The organism is Anaerococcus urinomassiliensis (assembly GCF_900128425.1).
In the GTDB taxonomy this organism is placed as follows: Bacteria; Bacillota; Clostridia; order Tissierellales; family Peptoniphilaceae; genus Anaerococcus; species Anaerococcus urinomassiliensis.
The window spans coordinates 335483-350584 of the sequence record NZ_LT635782.1; the positions used below are offsets into that span (position 1 = coordinate 335483).

General features: G+C 38.1%; 8 protein-coding genes, 5 tRNA genes, 2 rRNA genes and 1 other annotated feature. Of the genes, 12 read left to right on the top strand and 3 right to left on the bottom strand.

Going from position 1 to position 15102, the window contains the following annotated elements; translation table 11 throughout:
• Nucleotides 1–61: 61 nt before the first annotated feature.
• The 3 genes from BQ7474_RS02595 to BQ7474_RS02605 form a co-directional block, all read right to left on the bottom strand.
• Entirely contained in the window at nucleotides 62–2278 is a 2217-nt protein-coding gene (locus tag BQ7474_RS02595) for a metallophosphoesterase family protein (protein ID WP_073997487.1), read from the bottom strand.
• A 170-nt stretch (nucleotides 2279–2448) separates the two neighbouring features.
• Nucleotides 2449–3849 (bottom strand): NADPH-dependent glutamate synthase, encoded by a 1401-nt coding sequence (gltA, locus tag BQ7474_RS02600; protein ID WP_073997488.1) that lies wholly within the window; start codon nucleotides 3847–3849, stop codon nucleotides 2449–2451.
• Nucleotides 3842–4678 carry a sulfide/dihydroorotate dehydrogenase-like FAD/NAD-binding protein gene (locus BQ7474_RS02605; protein ID WP_073997489.1) on the bottom strand — a complete coding sequence of 279 codons (837 nt, stop codon included), beginning with the start codon at nucleotides 4676–4678 and terminating at the stop codon, nucleotides 3842–3844. Before BQ7474_RS02605 ends, gltA begins: the two co-directional genes overlap by 8 nt.
• 182 nt (nucleotides 4679–4860) lie before the next feature.
• Here BQ7474_RS02605 and BQ7474_RS02610 point away from each other — a divergent pair, with 182 nt between their 5' ends.
• The 12 genes from BQ7474_RS02610 (at nucleotide 4861) to BQ7474_RS02665 (ending at nucleotide 14769) form a co-directional block, all read left to right on the top strand.
• Entirely contained in the window at nucleotides 4861–6558 is a 1698-nt protein-coding gene (locus tag BQ7474_RS02610; RefSeq protein WP_235821525.1) for an ABC transporter ATP-binding protein, read from the top strand.
• Nucleotides 6559–6626: 68 nt separating this feature from the next.
• Complete coding sequence (locus BQ7474_RS02615; protein WP_073997490.1) at nucleotides 6627–7397, top strand: DnaJ domain-containing protein; 771 nt, start codon at nucleotides 6627–6629, stop codon at nucleotides 7395–7397.
• A gap of 10 nt (nucleotides 7398–7407) precedes the next feature.
• Nucleotides 7408–8190, top strand: a complete 783-nt coding sequence (locus BQ7474_RS02620) for a threonine/serine exporter family protein (protein ID WP_073997491.1) — start codon at nucleotides 7408–7410, stop codon at nucleotides 8188–8190.
• Nucleotides 8191–8658, top strand: coding sequence for a threonine/serine exporter family protein (locus tag BQ7474_RS02625; protein ID WP_073997492.1), 468 nt, complete (start codon nucleotides 8191–8193; stop codon nucleotides 8656–8658).
• Nucleotides 8658–9146 (top strand): peptide-methionine (S)-S-oxide reductase MsrA, encoded by a 489-nt coding sequence (msrA, locus tag BQ7474_RS02630; RefSeq protein ID WP_073997493.1) that lies wholly within the window; start codon nucleotides 8658–8660, stop codon nucleotides 9144–9146. Before BQ7474_RS02625 ends, msrA begins: the two co-directional genes overlap by 1 nt.
• Before the next feature lie 296 nt (nucleotides 9147–9442).
• Nucleotides 9443–9975, top strand: a sequence feature (16S ribosomal RNA rRNA prediction is too short).
• A gap of 71 nt (nucleotides 9976–10046) precedes the next feature.
• Nucleotides 10047–10123 (top strand) — tRNA-Ile (locus tag BQ7474_RS02635).
• Nucleotides 10124–10511: 388 nt separating this feature from the next.
• Nucleotides 10512–13713: ribosomal RNA gene (locus BQ7474_RS02640) — 23S ribosomal RNA — on the top strand.
• Nucleotides 13714–13850: 137 nt separating this feature from the next.
• Nucleotides 13851–13967 (top strand): 5S ribosomal RNA (gene rrf, locus BQ7474_RS02645).
• Between the two features lie 55 nt (nucleotides 13968–14022).
• A tRNA-Asn gene (locus BQ7474_RS02650) sits at nucleotides 14023–14097 on the top strand.
• A gap of 65 nt (nucleotides 14098–14162) precedes the next feature.
• A tRNA-Met gene (locus BQ7474_RS02655) sits at nucleotides 14163–14239 on the top strand.
• Nucleotides 14240–14301: 62 nt separating this feature from the next.
• Nucleotides 14302–14378, top strand: a tRNA-Met gene (locus BQ7474_RS02660).
• 316 nt (nucleotides 14379–14694) lie between these two features.
• Nucleotides 14695–14769, top strand: a tRNA-Glu gene (locus BQ7474_RS02665).
• Nucleotides 14770–15102 lie beyond the last annotated feature (333 nt).

The window sequence follows — 15102 nt, forward strand, 5'->3', positions numbered from 1 at the left end:
TGGTTTGTCCAGTAAAGAGGGTACATATCATTTAGGGAGCATCTAATTTTCCTTATTTTTTTTATTTATTTTTCTTTGATGCAAAAACTCCTGCACTTGCAAGGGCTAGGGTTGCGTATACGCTTGCTAGGCTTGCTACTCCTGTTTTTGGGTTTGAAGATTTTTTAGCACTTTTCTTAGATTCTACTTTTTTACTTGTATTTTTAAGATTTTTGTTTGCTTTTGGAGCTTTAGGGGACTTTTGACCTTCTTCGCCTTTTTCAGTAAATTTGATGTCTGATAATCTTGTTTCTAGGACTTCTATAGCAGAGTCAATTTCTTCTTGGCTAGTATACTCGCTATTTAGAACTTCATTAGCTCTATCAAGAGCATCTTGATATAGTTTTACATTTTCTTCATCTTGAACTAATTTGAATGATTTAGCGTGATTGATGTAATTCTCAAGTTTTGTCTTGTCGACTTTTTTGTCATTCATTTTTGGATTTTCTATAAAATCATCTGTTTTGTTGATAGTGTAGGCGTCGACAATCTTTCCTTCTGGATCCATTGTTGTTAGGTTGAATTTGTTTTGAGCAAAGCTTAGGGTAGAGAAGAGTTGGCTACGGTCGTCCAAGCTTCTTACTACAAACCATTGGTCTTCTCCGATTGGATTGTAGAATTTTGCTCCTGCAGATGCAGACATAGTTAGGAAAAGTGTTCCACGTGGGTTAGTGACCTCTCTTTTGTCATAATCTAGTTTTATACCATCTACTATTACCTTGCCATTGTTATAAATTCTGTTGTTGTAGGTTTCTGAATAGCCTTCTTTGATGCCCGCATTTTCATTTTTTGAATCTGTACCATAGGCTTCTTCAAAGCTCATCACCTGTTCTCCAGCAAGCATTTGACCAGTTCTGGTGTAGATGTGATCGTGGCCGTTTAGGACTAGGTCTATACCATTTTCGTTAAAGATTTTTACAAGCTCGTGTCTTCTTTGAAGTATATCTTTGTCAGATGTATGGGTTGCTGTTGAGTATGGTGCGTGGTGGAATGATACTACCTTCCATGAGAAGTTTTTACCACGTTCTTTTGTTGCTTTTTCGATTGCATCTTTGATGAATGCTTCGTGTTCTTTGGAATCAAGTACATTTGAGTTAAGGTTTATAAACAATGTATCGCCATATGAGTAGTAGTAGTCTCCAGGAATATAGTAAGCAGTTCCATCCTCGTTAACTTTTGATATTGATCCTAATTTTGATTCGTTTGGTAGATAGAAGTGGTCAGCAAATACAGTGTTTCTTTGGCTATGGCCATCCTTATCATTGACATATGTTTCGTGGTTGCCTACTACTGATGAGAAGACCCTTTCTTTGTACAAATCATTATCCAAGAAATAGTCATATTCACCTTCTAAGTTTGCAATCTCTACATTATCTCCCATAGATAGATAGAAATGTGGGTCAATTTTACGAGCTTTTTCTATTGATTTGCCAAAGTCTACCTTGTCTTGGTCAACTTTTGCTTGGGTGTTTTTATTTAGGCCCTTTTTATCCCAAACACTATCTCCTGATCCCATTTGTGGGTCGCCAAAATATGCTATGGAGAATTCATTGTTTTTGCCAAGAGCTTTTGTTTGTAGCGTATAAATTTCTGACTTGTAAGAGCCTGTTTGAACATAGTATGTATAAGCTTTGCCAGGAGTGATATTTACTATAGCTGTGTAGGTGCTATATCCATTTTTGTCACCAGTTTTTCTTGATCTAATAGGTGTGTATTCTTTACCATCAAATACAAGCTTTGATTCTGTAACATCGCCTGTTGCAAACCATGTGATTGCAATTTCATTTTCATTTTTACCATTATTTACTACGATATTCTTAATTGGTGTTGTTATAGATTTCAAATTGTGGTTGGCGTATTCGCCATCTTTTTTACCGTATTCGCCATCTGTTTCTTCTAACTTTTTAGCTACTTCTGGGTCAAGGTTATTTACGTTTTGATCTTCGCCAAAAGTGTCTCGATCTGTTTCTGTAGCTCTATTAAATTTGTTTGTACCATCAGCTTCTCTTACATTTGCTTCATTTTTTGGAAAGGTAACTTCGTCGTCTTGGAAGTTAAAAACATTATCAGCTGAGTAATCAATGGCTTCATGACTAGTTTCGCTTGTTGCTTCTTCACTTGTTTCGATGATTGCTGCTTCTGGTTCTTTAATTTCTTCTGCTGCGTGGGCAGTAGGGAATATGGTTGTTGTAGCTGTTGCTAGAACTAGGGCTAATATTATCTTTTTGTTATTTTTCATAAATATCCTCCTATGTATAATCACTCTTATTGTAGGCCTCCTTTATTTAAATATTTATAAATTTTTGTTAAATCCATGTAAAAATAAAAAAGAACCCAAAAATGAGTTCTTTATTAGAAAGATAATATTATTTAGTAGTGTCGAAACTTATTATAAGCAATAATTATTCTTTAGATTTTTTTAGCTTTTATATATTTATCGATATTTTCTGCTGCCTTTTTTCCAGCTCCCATGGCAAGGATTACAGTTGCAGCTCCACTTACAGCATCGCCACCTGCAAATACTCCATCCTTGGTGGTCATAGTAGTATCTTCACTTATGATGATTCCACCCCAAGATTCAGTTTCTATGTCAGAGTTAGTTTGCTTGATAAGTGGATTTGGACTTTGACCAATGGAAATTATTACTGAGTCAAAATCAACTTCTTGATATTCTCCTGTTGGAATAGGACGACGACGACCGGACTTATCAGGCTCACCAAGTTCCATCTTTTCAACTTTGACAGACTTAACCCATCCATCTTCGCCGAGGATTTCTACAGGATTGTGGAGGTTTAAGAAATTTACTCCTTCTTCCATAGCATGGTGACTTTCTTCAACTCTAGCAGGCATTTCTTCAAAGCTTCTTCTATAAACGACAGTTACATCAGCACCAAGTCTTTTGGCAGATCTTGCTGCATCCATTGCTACGTTTCCACCACCAACAACGCAAACTTTTTTACCTACATTAACAGGGGTATCAAATTCTGGGAACTTATAAGCCTTCATTAGATTCATCCTGGTCAAAAATTCATTTGCAGAATATACGGCATTTAGGTTTTCTCCAGGGATACCTAAAAATGATGGTAGGCCTGCGCCAGTTGAAATATAAATAGCCTCAAAGCCTTGGTCAAAGAGATCATCTAGTGAAATGGTACGACCTACTATAGTATTTGTTTGAAGTTTTACTCCAAGTCCTATTACATTTTTTAGTTCTTTTTGTACAAGTGCCTTTGGCAATCTAAATTCTGGTATGCCATACATTAAAACTCCACCAGCTGTGTGGAAGGCTTCAAATATTACAACTTGATAACCCATTTTTGCAAGATCTGCTGCGGCCGATAGGCCAGATGGTCCAGAACCTATTACGGCTACTTTTGCATTTTGGCTTATTACTTCAACAGGTTTGTTGTAGGAGTTTTCCATATGCCAATCAGCGACAAATCTTTCAAGGCGTCCTATAGCAACTGGTTCGCTCTTAATTCCTCTTGTACATACGCCCTCGCATTGAACCTCTTGTGGACAAACCCTACCACAAATTGCTGGTAAGTTGTTAGTTTTTGCAATTGCATCATAGGCGCTTTCCAAATCACCTGCTACTAACTGGTTGATAAATTCCGGAATATGAACTGATACAGGGCAGCCAGCCATACATGGGGCGTTTTTGCATTGCAAGCATCTAGTTGCTTCTTCTTTTGCCATTTCCAAAGTGTATCCTAGTGTTACTTCGTCAAAGTTACTATTTCTTACGTTTGGGTCTTGTTCTGGCATTTTTACTTTTTCTTTTGCCATATTTATTTTGTAATCAGCCATTTCTTACCTCGCCAGTTAAGTTACACACATGCTCTCTTTCTTCTTTTATGTAGTTTCTAGATCTATTCATAGCCTCGGTGAAATCTACTTTGTATCCATCAAAATCTGGTCCATCTACACATGCAAATTTCATTTGTCCATCAACTGTAAGCCTGCAGCAACCACACATACCAGTGCCATCAACCATAGTTGAATTCATACTTACTGTAACTGGTATATCATAAGGTCTGGCTACTTCTACAACATTTTTCATCATTATTACTGGTCCTATGGCAAGAATATGATCATAATTTTTGCCAGAATCAATATTATTCTTTAAGATTTCTGTTACAAAACCAGCGTGACCATATGATCCATCATCAGTTGCTATGTACAAGTTTTCGCTAGATACTTTTAGTTCATTTTCAAGCAAAATCAAATCTTTGTTTCTAAAACCAATTATTACATCTACATGGGCACCAATATCGTGGAGATATTTTGCTTGTGGATAAGCAATAGCAGTTCCAAGGCCGCCACCTACAACACATACATGCTTTCCTTTTAGACTATCAAGTTCTGTTGGAACTCCTAGTGGTCCTACAAAGTCAAGGAAACCATCTCCAGCCTTAAGATTATCCATTCTCATAGTAGTTCCACCAACCACTTGAACAATGATTGTTACATTCTCATAATCTGTAGATGATATCGTAAAAGGTACTCTTTCTCCTTTTTCATCTAGTCTAAGTATTATAAATTGTCCTGGCAAAGCTCTTTTGGCAATGTTTGGAGCATTAACTACAAATTTAATTGTATTCTCATTTAAGTTTGTTTTTTCAATTATTCTAGCCATGTTGCCTCCTGTTATAATAATAACAAATCATACTTGTATTTTCAACTTTAGTAAATAGTAGATTAAAATGGTAAGGTATTAATATTGGAAAAATTTATTAAGGAGGCCAAATGAAGGAAAAATCATATTCTAATAAAAATTTGATAAAATGATTCTTACCTTATTATAGACCTTACAAAAAAATATTAGCAGCAGATCTATTTGCATCTGCTTTAACAACAGTCTCAGGACTGGTTTTACCACTTTTACTATCTTATCTAACAGATTGGGCTCAAGTGGGTCTACTTGATGCACATAGGGTAGTCAAAGTTGGAATTATTTTTGTGATAACAAAGATAGTTGAGGTTGCTGCGAGATACTTTATGCAATCATTGGGTCATATAATGGGAGCTAAGATTGAACGCGATATGAGAAAGGATGTATTTAACCATCTATTGACCATGGACACAGAGTTTTTTAATGAAGCTCGCATTGGTTCATTGATGAGTAGGCTTACAACAGACTTATTTGACATAACAGAGTTTTCTCACCACGTGCCGGAAGAAATATTAGTAGGTCTAATCAAATTAGTCCTATCTTTTATAGTCTTATTAACTATAAATTGGAAACTTGCTCTTATAATCTATGCAATTATTCCAATAATGTTCGTAGTTTCTGGTAGCAAACGCAGGGATTTTAGGAAAGCTACATTAAATGTAAAAAGGCAAATCGGGGAGATTAACTCAGGGGTAGAGGATACCTTACTTGGAATTTCTGTTGTTAAATCTTTTGCCAATGAAGAAATAGAAAAGAATAAGTTTAAAACTAACAATGATAAATTTGTCGATATAAAAAAGGATAGATATTTTGACATGGCAGGTTTCTTCATGATAAATGAAGCTTTTTCTGGTTTCATGTATGCCATATTAATATTTGTTGGCGGAATGTTTGTAGTAAATGATTATATAAGTCCGGGAGATCTTGTTGCATTTACTATGTATTTAAATATGTTAATAGCAACTATTGAAAGGCTTATAAACTTTACAGATGTTTACCAAGCTGGCTCTACAGGTATTGAAAGATTTGTAGAAGTCATGGATTTGAAAAACAATATATATGACCACGATAGTGCAGAAGAATTAGAAGATGTGCGTGGTGAGATAGAATTTAAAAATGTTTATTTCAAATATCCAGAGACAAGAGAAAACGAACCATATGTACTAGAAGATATAAACTTCTCAGTAGATGTAGGAGAAAATATTGCCCTAGTTGGTCCATCTGGTGCAGGAAAAACTACTATTTCTAAATTGATACCTAGATTTTATGATATAGAATCTGGATCTATTACCCTTGATGGCAAAGATATCAGAGACTTAACCCTAGAATCATTGAGAGATAATATAGGAATTGTTCAACAGGATGTCTATCTCTTTGGTGGCACGGTAAAAGAAAATATTAGATATGGTAAAGATGATGCTACAGATCAAGAGATAGAAAGAGCAGCAGAACTAGCTGGAGCAACAGAGTTTATCAAGGATTTACCATATGGATATGACACCCACATAGGTGAACGTGGAGTCAAACTTTCTGGTGGTCAGAAACAAAGAATCTCAATAGCTAGAGTCTTTCTCAAAAACCCACCAATCCTCATACTTGACGAAGCGACTAGTGCCCTTGATAACAAGAGCGAGGCCATAGTACAGAAATCCCTAGAACTACTATCAAAGGGCAGAACAACTATAACAATTGCCCATAGACTTTCTACTATAAAAAACGCTGATGAAATCTTAGTATTAACCTACGAGGGAATTGTCGAACGTGGTAGCCACAAAAATCTTCTTGATAAAAAAGGCATTTACTATAATCTATATAATAGTAACAATGAAGAATTATTTGGCTAAATATAAGTTATAATAGTTTACTAAAATATAAAATCTTTGATATAATCAAATTGAATGGAGATTTTGCTATGAAAATATTAGGAAAAATTATACATGGCTTAGCCACGGGACTAGGAACTATTTTTAATGTTTTAATCAATATAATGAATGTAATTGTAGTTACTTTTGAAGGGATTAGGCAATTATTATTTGGGATTTTTATTATTGGATGTTCCACTATATTCATATTTCCAATAATTCCTCTTATGCTTCCCAAAGATGTGACTTACTTCATATTAGCTGTAATATTTATACCTATTCTAGGACCAAAGTTTATATCCTTACTAAGATATATGAACTATACACTGACAGAATGGATGTATGATAGGGCAGATTCAATGATTACTGGTAAAAAAGTTGGTTATGAAAGTATCTCTGACTATTCTAACAAGTATAAGTACGAACAAGAACAAGCTAGAAGACGTGCCCAAGAAGAAGCGGCTCGTCGCCAACAAGAGGAGATGAACCGCAGATTCGAAGAGTTTGCCAGAAATTTTGGTGGTTATTCTAGAACTTATTATCAGAATACAAACCAAAACTATAATCAAGGTTATGGTGGATTTAATGGACCAAACGATATTGGATTTAAAGAAAAATATGAAAGAGCTTGTAATACCCTGGGACTTGCTTATGATACTGACATCTACCAAGTTAAGTTAAATTATAGGAAATTAGCCAAGAAATATCACCCAGATATCAATAAAAACCCAGATGCAACGGAGAAATTTACTAAAGTTAACGATGCTTACGAATTTTTAACAGAAGAAAATATTAAAAAATACAAGCAAAATTATATGTAAAGGAAGGCTTATGACATCAGAAAATATAACTTCAATTCACGATGCAGTCATCCTTTCGGAGCTGGCTGCAGAAGCAGGCGCTATTATGCTAGCAAATGGGGCAGAAATTTATAGGGTTGAAGATACAGTCGAGCGCATCATCAGATCGCAAGAGTCTATAAGGGATGTGGATGTTTTTTCTTCTTTTAATGTAATAATTATTTCTTTTTCATACAAAGGAGAAATTCATTCCAATATGAGAAGAGTAAAAACAAGGTCTAATAATTTGCATTATGTGGACAAAGTCAATACTTTTTCTAGAGAATTTTCTCAAGGGATGTACACTTTAGAAGAGGCTTTGCTAGAAATAAGAAATATTAAGAAGTCTGAAGGAACCAAAGTCTCACTAAAGGTACTCGGAGCAACTTTAGCAGCTGGAGCGTATTCAATCCTACTTGGAGCTGGAATGGCAGAGATTTTATCGTCATTTATTGTTGGATTTTTAGGATATGAGTTTTCACTAATATTAGAAAAAAACAAGCTAAATTATTTTGTTGTACATTTTTTCTATGGGATTTTTGTATCACTTTTAACTATAATTATAAACTCATTTTTACCTCTAAGTATAGATGTTGTTATAATCAGTTCTATGATGGCCTTTGTACCTGGAATTATGATTACAAATGCAGTTAGAGATCTTATGAGTGGAGATGCTACAAGTGGAATGACTGGCTCTGTAATGGCAATATTAATATCAACAGCACTTGCCCTAGGAGTAGCTGTTCCGATTGGAATATTAGGATTGGTGAAATAAATGAGATATATAATTGAATTTGTAGTTAGTATTTTCTCGTCAATAGGTTTTGGATTAGTATTTTCTATGCCCAAAAGAGCACTTTTAGTATCAGGAATAAATGGCGGAATTGGTTGGATAATCTACAAACTTGTACTAAACACAACATCAAGTATCTATGTAGCAAGCTTTCTTTCAGCCTTAGTCATAGCCAGCATATCAGAAATTCAAGCCAGAAAGTTCAAATTTCCAGCATCAATATTTATAATCCCTGGAGTAATAAACCTTTGTCCAGGAGAAGCAATATATAACACCATGAGATTTTTTATAAATAATCAAAACCAAAATGCTATTGCAAGCTTTTATAAATCAGTAGCAATAGCTGGAGCTTTAGCCTTTGGAGTGCTATTAGCAAGTTCCCTATCAACATCAATGAAAAAATTTAGGATAAGAGGAACAAAAAGAACAGATTACTTAAAGGAGACATGATGATTAAAGAAATATATCTAGCAGGAGGATGTTTCTGGGGGGTAGAAGCCTATTTTAAACAAGTAGATGGTGTAGTTGATACAGAAGTAGGCTATGCAAATGGCAGAACTGAAGACACAAACTATCAAAAGGTTGCCCTAACGGACCACGCGGAAACAGTTCATATTAAATATGATGATGAAATTACAAGCCTAGAAAAACTTTTGGAGTATCTATACTATATAATAGATCCATTTTCAGTAAACAAACAAGGAAATGATATAGGTCGCCAATATAGAACAGGGGTCTACTCAAAAGATATTACGGATTTAGAAAAGGCAAAAGACTTTATAAAAAATAAGCAAGAGAAGGCTGACAAAGAAATAAGAGTTGAAGTAGAAGAGCTAAAAAATTTTGTAATAGCAGAAGACTACCACCAAGATTACTTAGACAAAAACCCAAGAGGATATTGCCATATAAATCTAAATGATAGACCCAATTTCATCTAAAAATTATAAAGGTGCACATGTGTGCATCTTTTTTTATAAAAAATATTAAAAAAAGTGTTGACAAGATAAAAATACCATGGTATTATATATCTTGTCGTTAACAAGCGACGATGAACCAGATAGTTAAAATAAACTATCTACATTTAAATAGTAATTAAACTTTAAGCAATTAATTTGAGTAACCTTAACAATGAACGTTTATATAATAAACGGACAAATTTAAATCACGCATTGATTTTAGATCAGTGTAAATGAGAAGAGCTTGAATCAAAAGCTCTCATAAATATTTTTCATGAGAGTTTGATCCTGGCTCAGGATTAACGCTGGCGGCGTGCATAACACATGCAAGTCGAACGATGAAACTTAAATGAATTCTTCGGAATGATTTTAAATGGATTAGTGGCGAACGGGTGAGTAACGCGTGAGTAACCTGCCTTACACAAGGGGATAGCCTCTGGAAACGGAGAATAATACCCTATGACATTAATACTTCGCATGAAGTATTAATCAAAGTGTTAGCGGTGTAAGATGGACTTGCGTCTGATTAGCTAGTTGGTGAGATAACAGCCCACCAAGGCAACGATCAGTAGCCGGCTTGAGAGAGTGTACGGCCACATTGGGACTGAGACACGGCCCAGACTCCTACGGGAGGCAGCAGTGGGGAATTTTGCACAATGGGGGCAACCCTGATGCAGCGACGCCGCGTGATTTAGAAGGCCTTCGGGTTGTAAAAATCTTTTGTATAGGAAGAAAATGACAGTACTATACGAATAAGGTCCGGCTAATTACGTGCCAGCAGCCGNAGAGAAATCCAATGGGGGTACGCTCCCATTGGAAAGGAAACGATATGTTGTTTCCTAACTATATAGAAACAAATTAATTGGTACCTATTAATTGCTTGGACCTGTAGCTCAGGTGGTTAGAGCGCACGCCTGATAAGCGTGAGGTCGGTAGTTCGAGTCTACTCAGGTCCACCATAATGACCTATCCCAATTTTGCATAGCAAAATTGATGGAAGGTCAGACGTCAAAATTAGCCTGTGCGGCTGATGGAGCGCTTTCAAAGCTTCAAAGAAACTTTGTCAGCAAGCCGACGCATATCGTAGCTACTAGCAAGCCTAGTTAGCTACACAAATTACTATTTAAAAATATATGAACCACCTAACAGAGGAAAGGAAAGTACAAACAAAGTACTAGCGTATTTTTGCCTCTGATATCTAAAGATATCAGAAATCAAAAAGATTCGAAATCAAAGATTTTGAACTCTAAACTAGCCTGTCCGGCTGATGGAGGACTCTCCATGAAATGGTCGCAGGACGAAGTCCGAGAAAGTTAGGCACACAACTAAATAGCAAACAATATTTCCAGTCAAGAAAGAAAGGGCGCCAGGTGGATGCCTTGGCACATGAAGACGAAGAAGGACGTAAGTGAACGAAAACTAGGGTAAGCTCACAAAAAGCAATGACCCCTAGGACTCCGAATGGGGAAACCCGGCTGTGGAAGACACAGTCATCATTAAGTAAATACATAGCTTAATGAAGTAAGACCCTGCGAACTGAAACATCTAAGTAGCAGGAGGAAAAGAAAGAAAACTCGATTTTCCCAGTAGCGGCGAGCGAAAAGAAAACAGCCCAACCCAACAAGAAATATTTTAACCAGTCAAATCATTTGGGAAAATGAACCAAAGAAAGTGAAAGTCTTGTAGACAAAAGCTAAAATATTTTAGGGAGCAAGTAGCAGTGAACACGAGGAATTTGCTGTGAAGACAGGGGGCCCATCCCCTAAGGCTAAATACTAACATGTGACCGATAGCGAACAAGTACCGTGAGGGAAAGGTGAAAAGAACCCCGCAAGGGGAGTGAAAAAGAACCTGAAACCTAGTGCCTACAAGCAGAGAGAGCTCAAAAGAGTGATCTCGTACCTTTTGTAGAATGGGCCAGCGAGTTATCATACTAAGCAAGATTAAGCATCTAAGATGCGTAGTCCAAGCGAAAGCGAGTCTTAACAGGGCGGATAGTTTAATATGATAGACCCGAAACCGGGTGATCTATCCATGGTCAGAGTGAAGGTGAAGTAAAATTCACTGGAGGCTCGAACCGGGTACGGTTTAAAACGTATCGGATGAACTGTGGATAGGGGCGAAAAACCAAACGAACCCGGAGATAGCTGGTTCTCCTCGAAATAGCTTTAGGGCTAGCCTATGACCAAAGATTTAAGGAGGTAGAGCACTGAATGGCCTAGGGCGGCATACCGTACCAAAGCCTATCAAACTCCGAATGCCAAAAAATCAGGTCATGGAGTCAGACTTAGAGGGATAAGCTCCTAAGTCGAAAGGGAAAGAGCCCAGACCGACAGCTAAGGTCCCCAAATCTGGATTAAGTGGAAAAGGATGTGAACCTACCAAGACAACCAGGACGTTGGCTTAGAAGCAGCCATACATTCAAAGAATGCGTAATAGCTCACTGGTCAAGTGGGTTTGCGCCGAAAATAAACGGGGCTAAAATCCAGTACCGAAGCTTCGGATTGATAGAGAATTTAAATCTATTCACATAAAAGGAAACCATAAAAAAGGCAAAAGAAAAACTTAACTAGACTGAGAAATATAAAAGCAAAAAACAATCAAGATAAAACGAGTTATCAACTAATTAATTACGCAAAAATCACAAGTAAAAAGGTAAGTTGGTCTGCACTTTGACAAATCACTCCTCCCAAAGCCGGAGGGGCTAATTTTGAAACAGTGAGACATCTGACCTACCAACCAAAACAAGTTTTGGGGTTAGGTCATTAAAGAACTCAATTATCACCGAAACAGACATACGAAAGTATGGCTCTGGTTAAGCGTATTCAAAAACCAAAGTAATGGTTACTTATGTATAGATTTAAACTCTCTATCAGTGGTAGAGGAGCATTGTATTAGGGAAGAAGCCTAAGCGAAAGCAAGCGTGGACTTAATACAAGAGAGAATGCTGGCATGAGTAGCGAGAAGGAGAGTGAGAATCTCTCCCGTCGAAACCCTAAGGACTCCTGAGCAAGGCTCGTCCCCTCAGGGAAAGTCGGGACCTAAGGCGAGGCCGAAAGGCGTAGCCGATGGACAACAGGTTTAAATTCCTGTACCGCTTAAAGTCGTTAAAGAGAGATGTGATGACGCAAGAGGATAAGCTAGCTGCCCGATGGACGGCAGTCTAAGCACAAAGGCTTTTCAGTAGGCAAATCCGCTGATCAGCAGCCAATGTGTAATAGGCATCGAAAACATAAGTAGAGAAATAGCCGACTTCAAATTGCCAAGAAAAGTCACTATCAAGACCAAAGCGCCCGTACCAAAACCGACACAGGTAGGGAGGTAGAGAATACCAAGACGCGCGGAAGAACCTTTGTTAAGGAACTCGGCAAAATGTCCCCGTAACTTCGGGAGAAGGGGAGCCTGAGCGATCAGGCCACAGAAACCAGGCCCAAGCGACTGTTTACCAAAAACACAAGTTTCTGCAAAATCGAAAGATGACGTATAGGAGCTGACACCTGCCCGGTGCTGGAAGGTTAAGGGGAAGGCTTAGCTGTAAAGCGAAGGCTAGAACTTAAGCCCCAGTAAACGGCGGCCGTAACTATAACGGTCCTAAGGTAGCGAAATTCCTTGTCGGGTAAGTTCCGACCCGCACGAAAGGTGTAACGATTTGGGCACTGTCTCAACAAAGGATCCGGTGAAATTGTAGTAGTCGTGAAGATGCGACTTACCCACGCTAGGACGGAAAGACCCCGTGGAGCTTTACTGTAGGCTGATATTGGATTTTGAGATTAGACGTACAGGATAGTTGGGAGACTTAGAAACCTGCACGCCAGTGTAGGCAGAGTCACCCTTGGGATACCAACCCTCTAATATCAAAATTCTAACATTGACCCATGAATCTGGGCAATGGACATTGTCAGTTTGGCAGTTTGACTGGGGCGGTCGCCTCCCAAAAAGTAACGGAGGCGTTCAAAGGTTCGCTCAGAATGGACGGAAACCATTCGCAGAGTACAAAGGCACAAGCGAGCTTAACTGCGAGATATACAGATCAAGCAGAGTAGAAATACGGACTTAGTGATCCGGTGGCACCGCATGGAAGGGCCATCGCTCAACGGATAAAAGCTACCCCGGGGATAACAGGCTTATCTCCCCCAAGAGTCCACATCGACGGGGAGGTTTGGCACCTCGATGTCGGCTCGTCTCATCCTGGGGCTGAAGTAGGTCCCAAGGGTTGGGCTGTTCGCCCATTAAAGAGGCACGCGAGCTGGGTTCAGAACGTCGTGAGACAGTTCGGTCCCTATCCAGCGTGGGCGTAAGAAATTTGCGAGGAGCTGTCCCTAGTACGAGAGGACCGGGATGGACATACCACTGGTGTACCAGTTGTTTCGCCAGAAGCATAGCTGGGTAGCTAAGTATGGCATTGATAAGTACTGAAAGCATCTAAGTACGAAGCAACCCTCAAGATAAGATTTCTAAAAGAAGGTAAAGAAAATACCTTAGATAGGTCCAAGGTGTAAGTACAGTAATGTATTAAGCTAAAGGATACTAAACTTTAAATCTTGACTGGAAATATTGTTTCCTATTTGAGAGTCCTATCCCATTTTAGTAGAGCTAAAATGAAGGAAGGACCTCGTTCAGAATGTCCCAAGGTGCGAAGCAGCTTGGATGACATTTACGAACAGTTTAAGGTTCTATAATTAAATATATGGTGATGATGGCATGAGGGATACACCTGTTTCCATACCGAACACAGAAGTTAAGCCTCATTACGCCGATGGTACTCGGAGGGTGACCTCCCGGTAGAGTAGGAAATCGCCAAACATTTACTACTAGCTAGCCTAAAAGGCTAGGCTAGTGATAGATGAAATATAAATATGCTTAGGTAGCTCAATGGTGGAGCACCCGGCTGTTAACCGGTAGGTTGTGGGTTCGAGTCCCACCCTGAGCGCCAAGAAAAGCTATTTATTAGAGTATGAATTAATTAAATAAGTAGTATAGTTTTCTTAACATAAATGACGCGGGATAGAGCAGTCTGGTAGCTCGTCGGGCTCATAACCCGGAGGTCGTTGGTTCAAATCCAGCTCCCGCAACCAAAAAGCTTTTGCTTAATGATGGACATAGATATGATGCCATCAAAGATAATATATTTTTATATGGCGAAGTAGCTCAGTTGGCTAGAGCATTCGGTTCATACCCGGAGTGTCAAGAGTTCAAGTCTCTTCTTCGCTACCATTTTTTTATTAAATAATAATCGTGTCTTGTACACGATTTTGTTTAGCTCATAGTCAGCAGATTATTTCTTGCCAATCGGCTAACGCCTCTTGGGAAATAAGTTGCATGGAACCTACTAAAGCTCACTATTGTTCGCTAAGTTAGGTTCTTAAAGCGGTTTCTTGATCCTAACCCCAAAACTTGTTTTGGCTGGTAGGTCAAATGTCGCGCAGTCCAAATCTATGATTTGGTGAACGTAGCCGACTAAGACATCTCAAAGCGAAGCTTTGAAATAAAATTTAATAAAATATAGCAATATTCAAAAGAAATTTTGTTTGGCCCCATGGTCAAGCGGTTAAGACATCGCCCTCTCACGGCGGATTCTCGGGTTCGAATCCCGATGGGGTCACCATACTTTACTTATATATAATAAAGTAGTATAGACTTAATGCGAATGTGAGAAAGAGTCTTAATAGAGTATTGTTTAAATCGTATAGATAATAATTTTTCAGATCTAAATCGCTGATTTAGCAAACGAATCCGACCAAGAGAAATCATAATATATTAAAAGAAAAAAATAAGGCCCTATGGTCAAGCGGTTTCTTGATCCTAACCCCAAAACTTGTTTTGGCTGGTAGGTCAAATGTCGCGCAGTCCAAATCTATGATTTGGCAAACGAAGCCGACTAAGACACCTCAAAGCAAAGCTTTGACTATGTATAAGAAAATCATAATATATAAAAAAG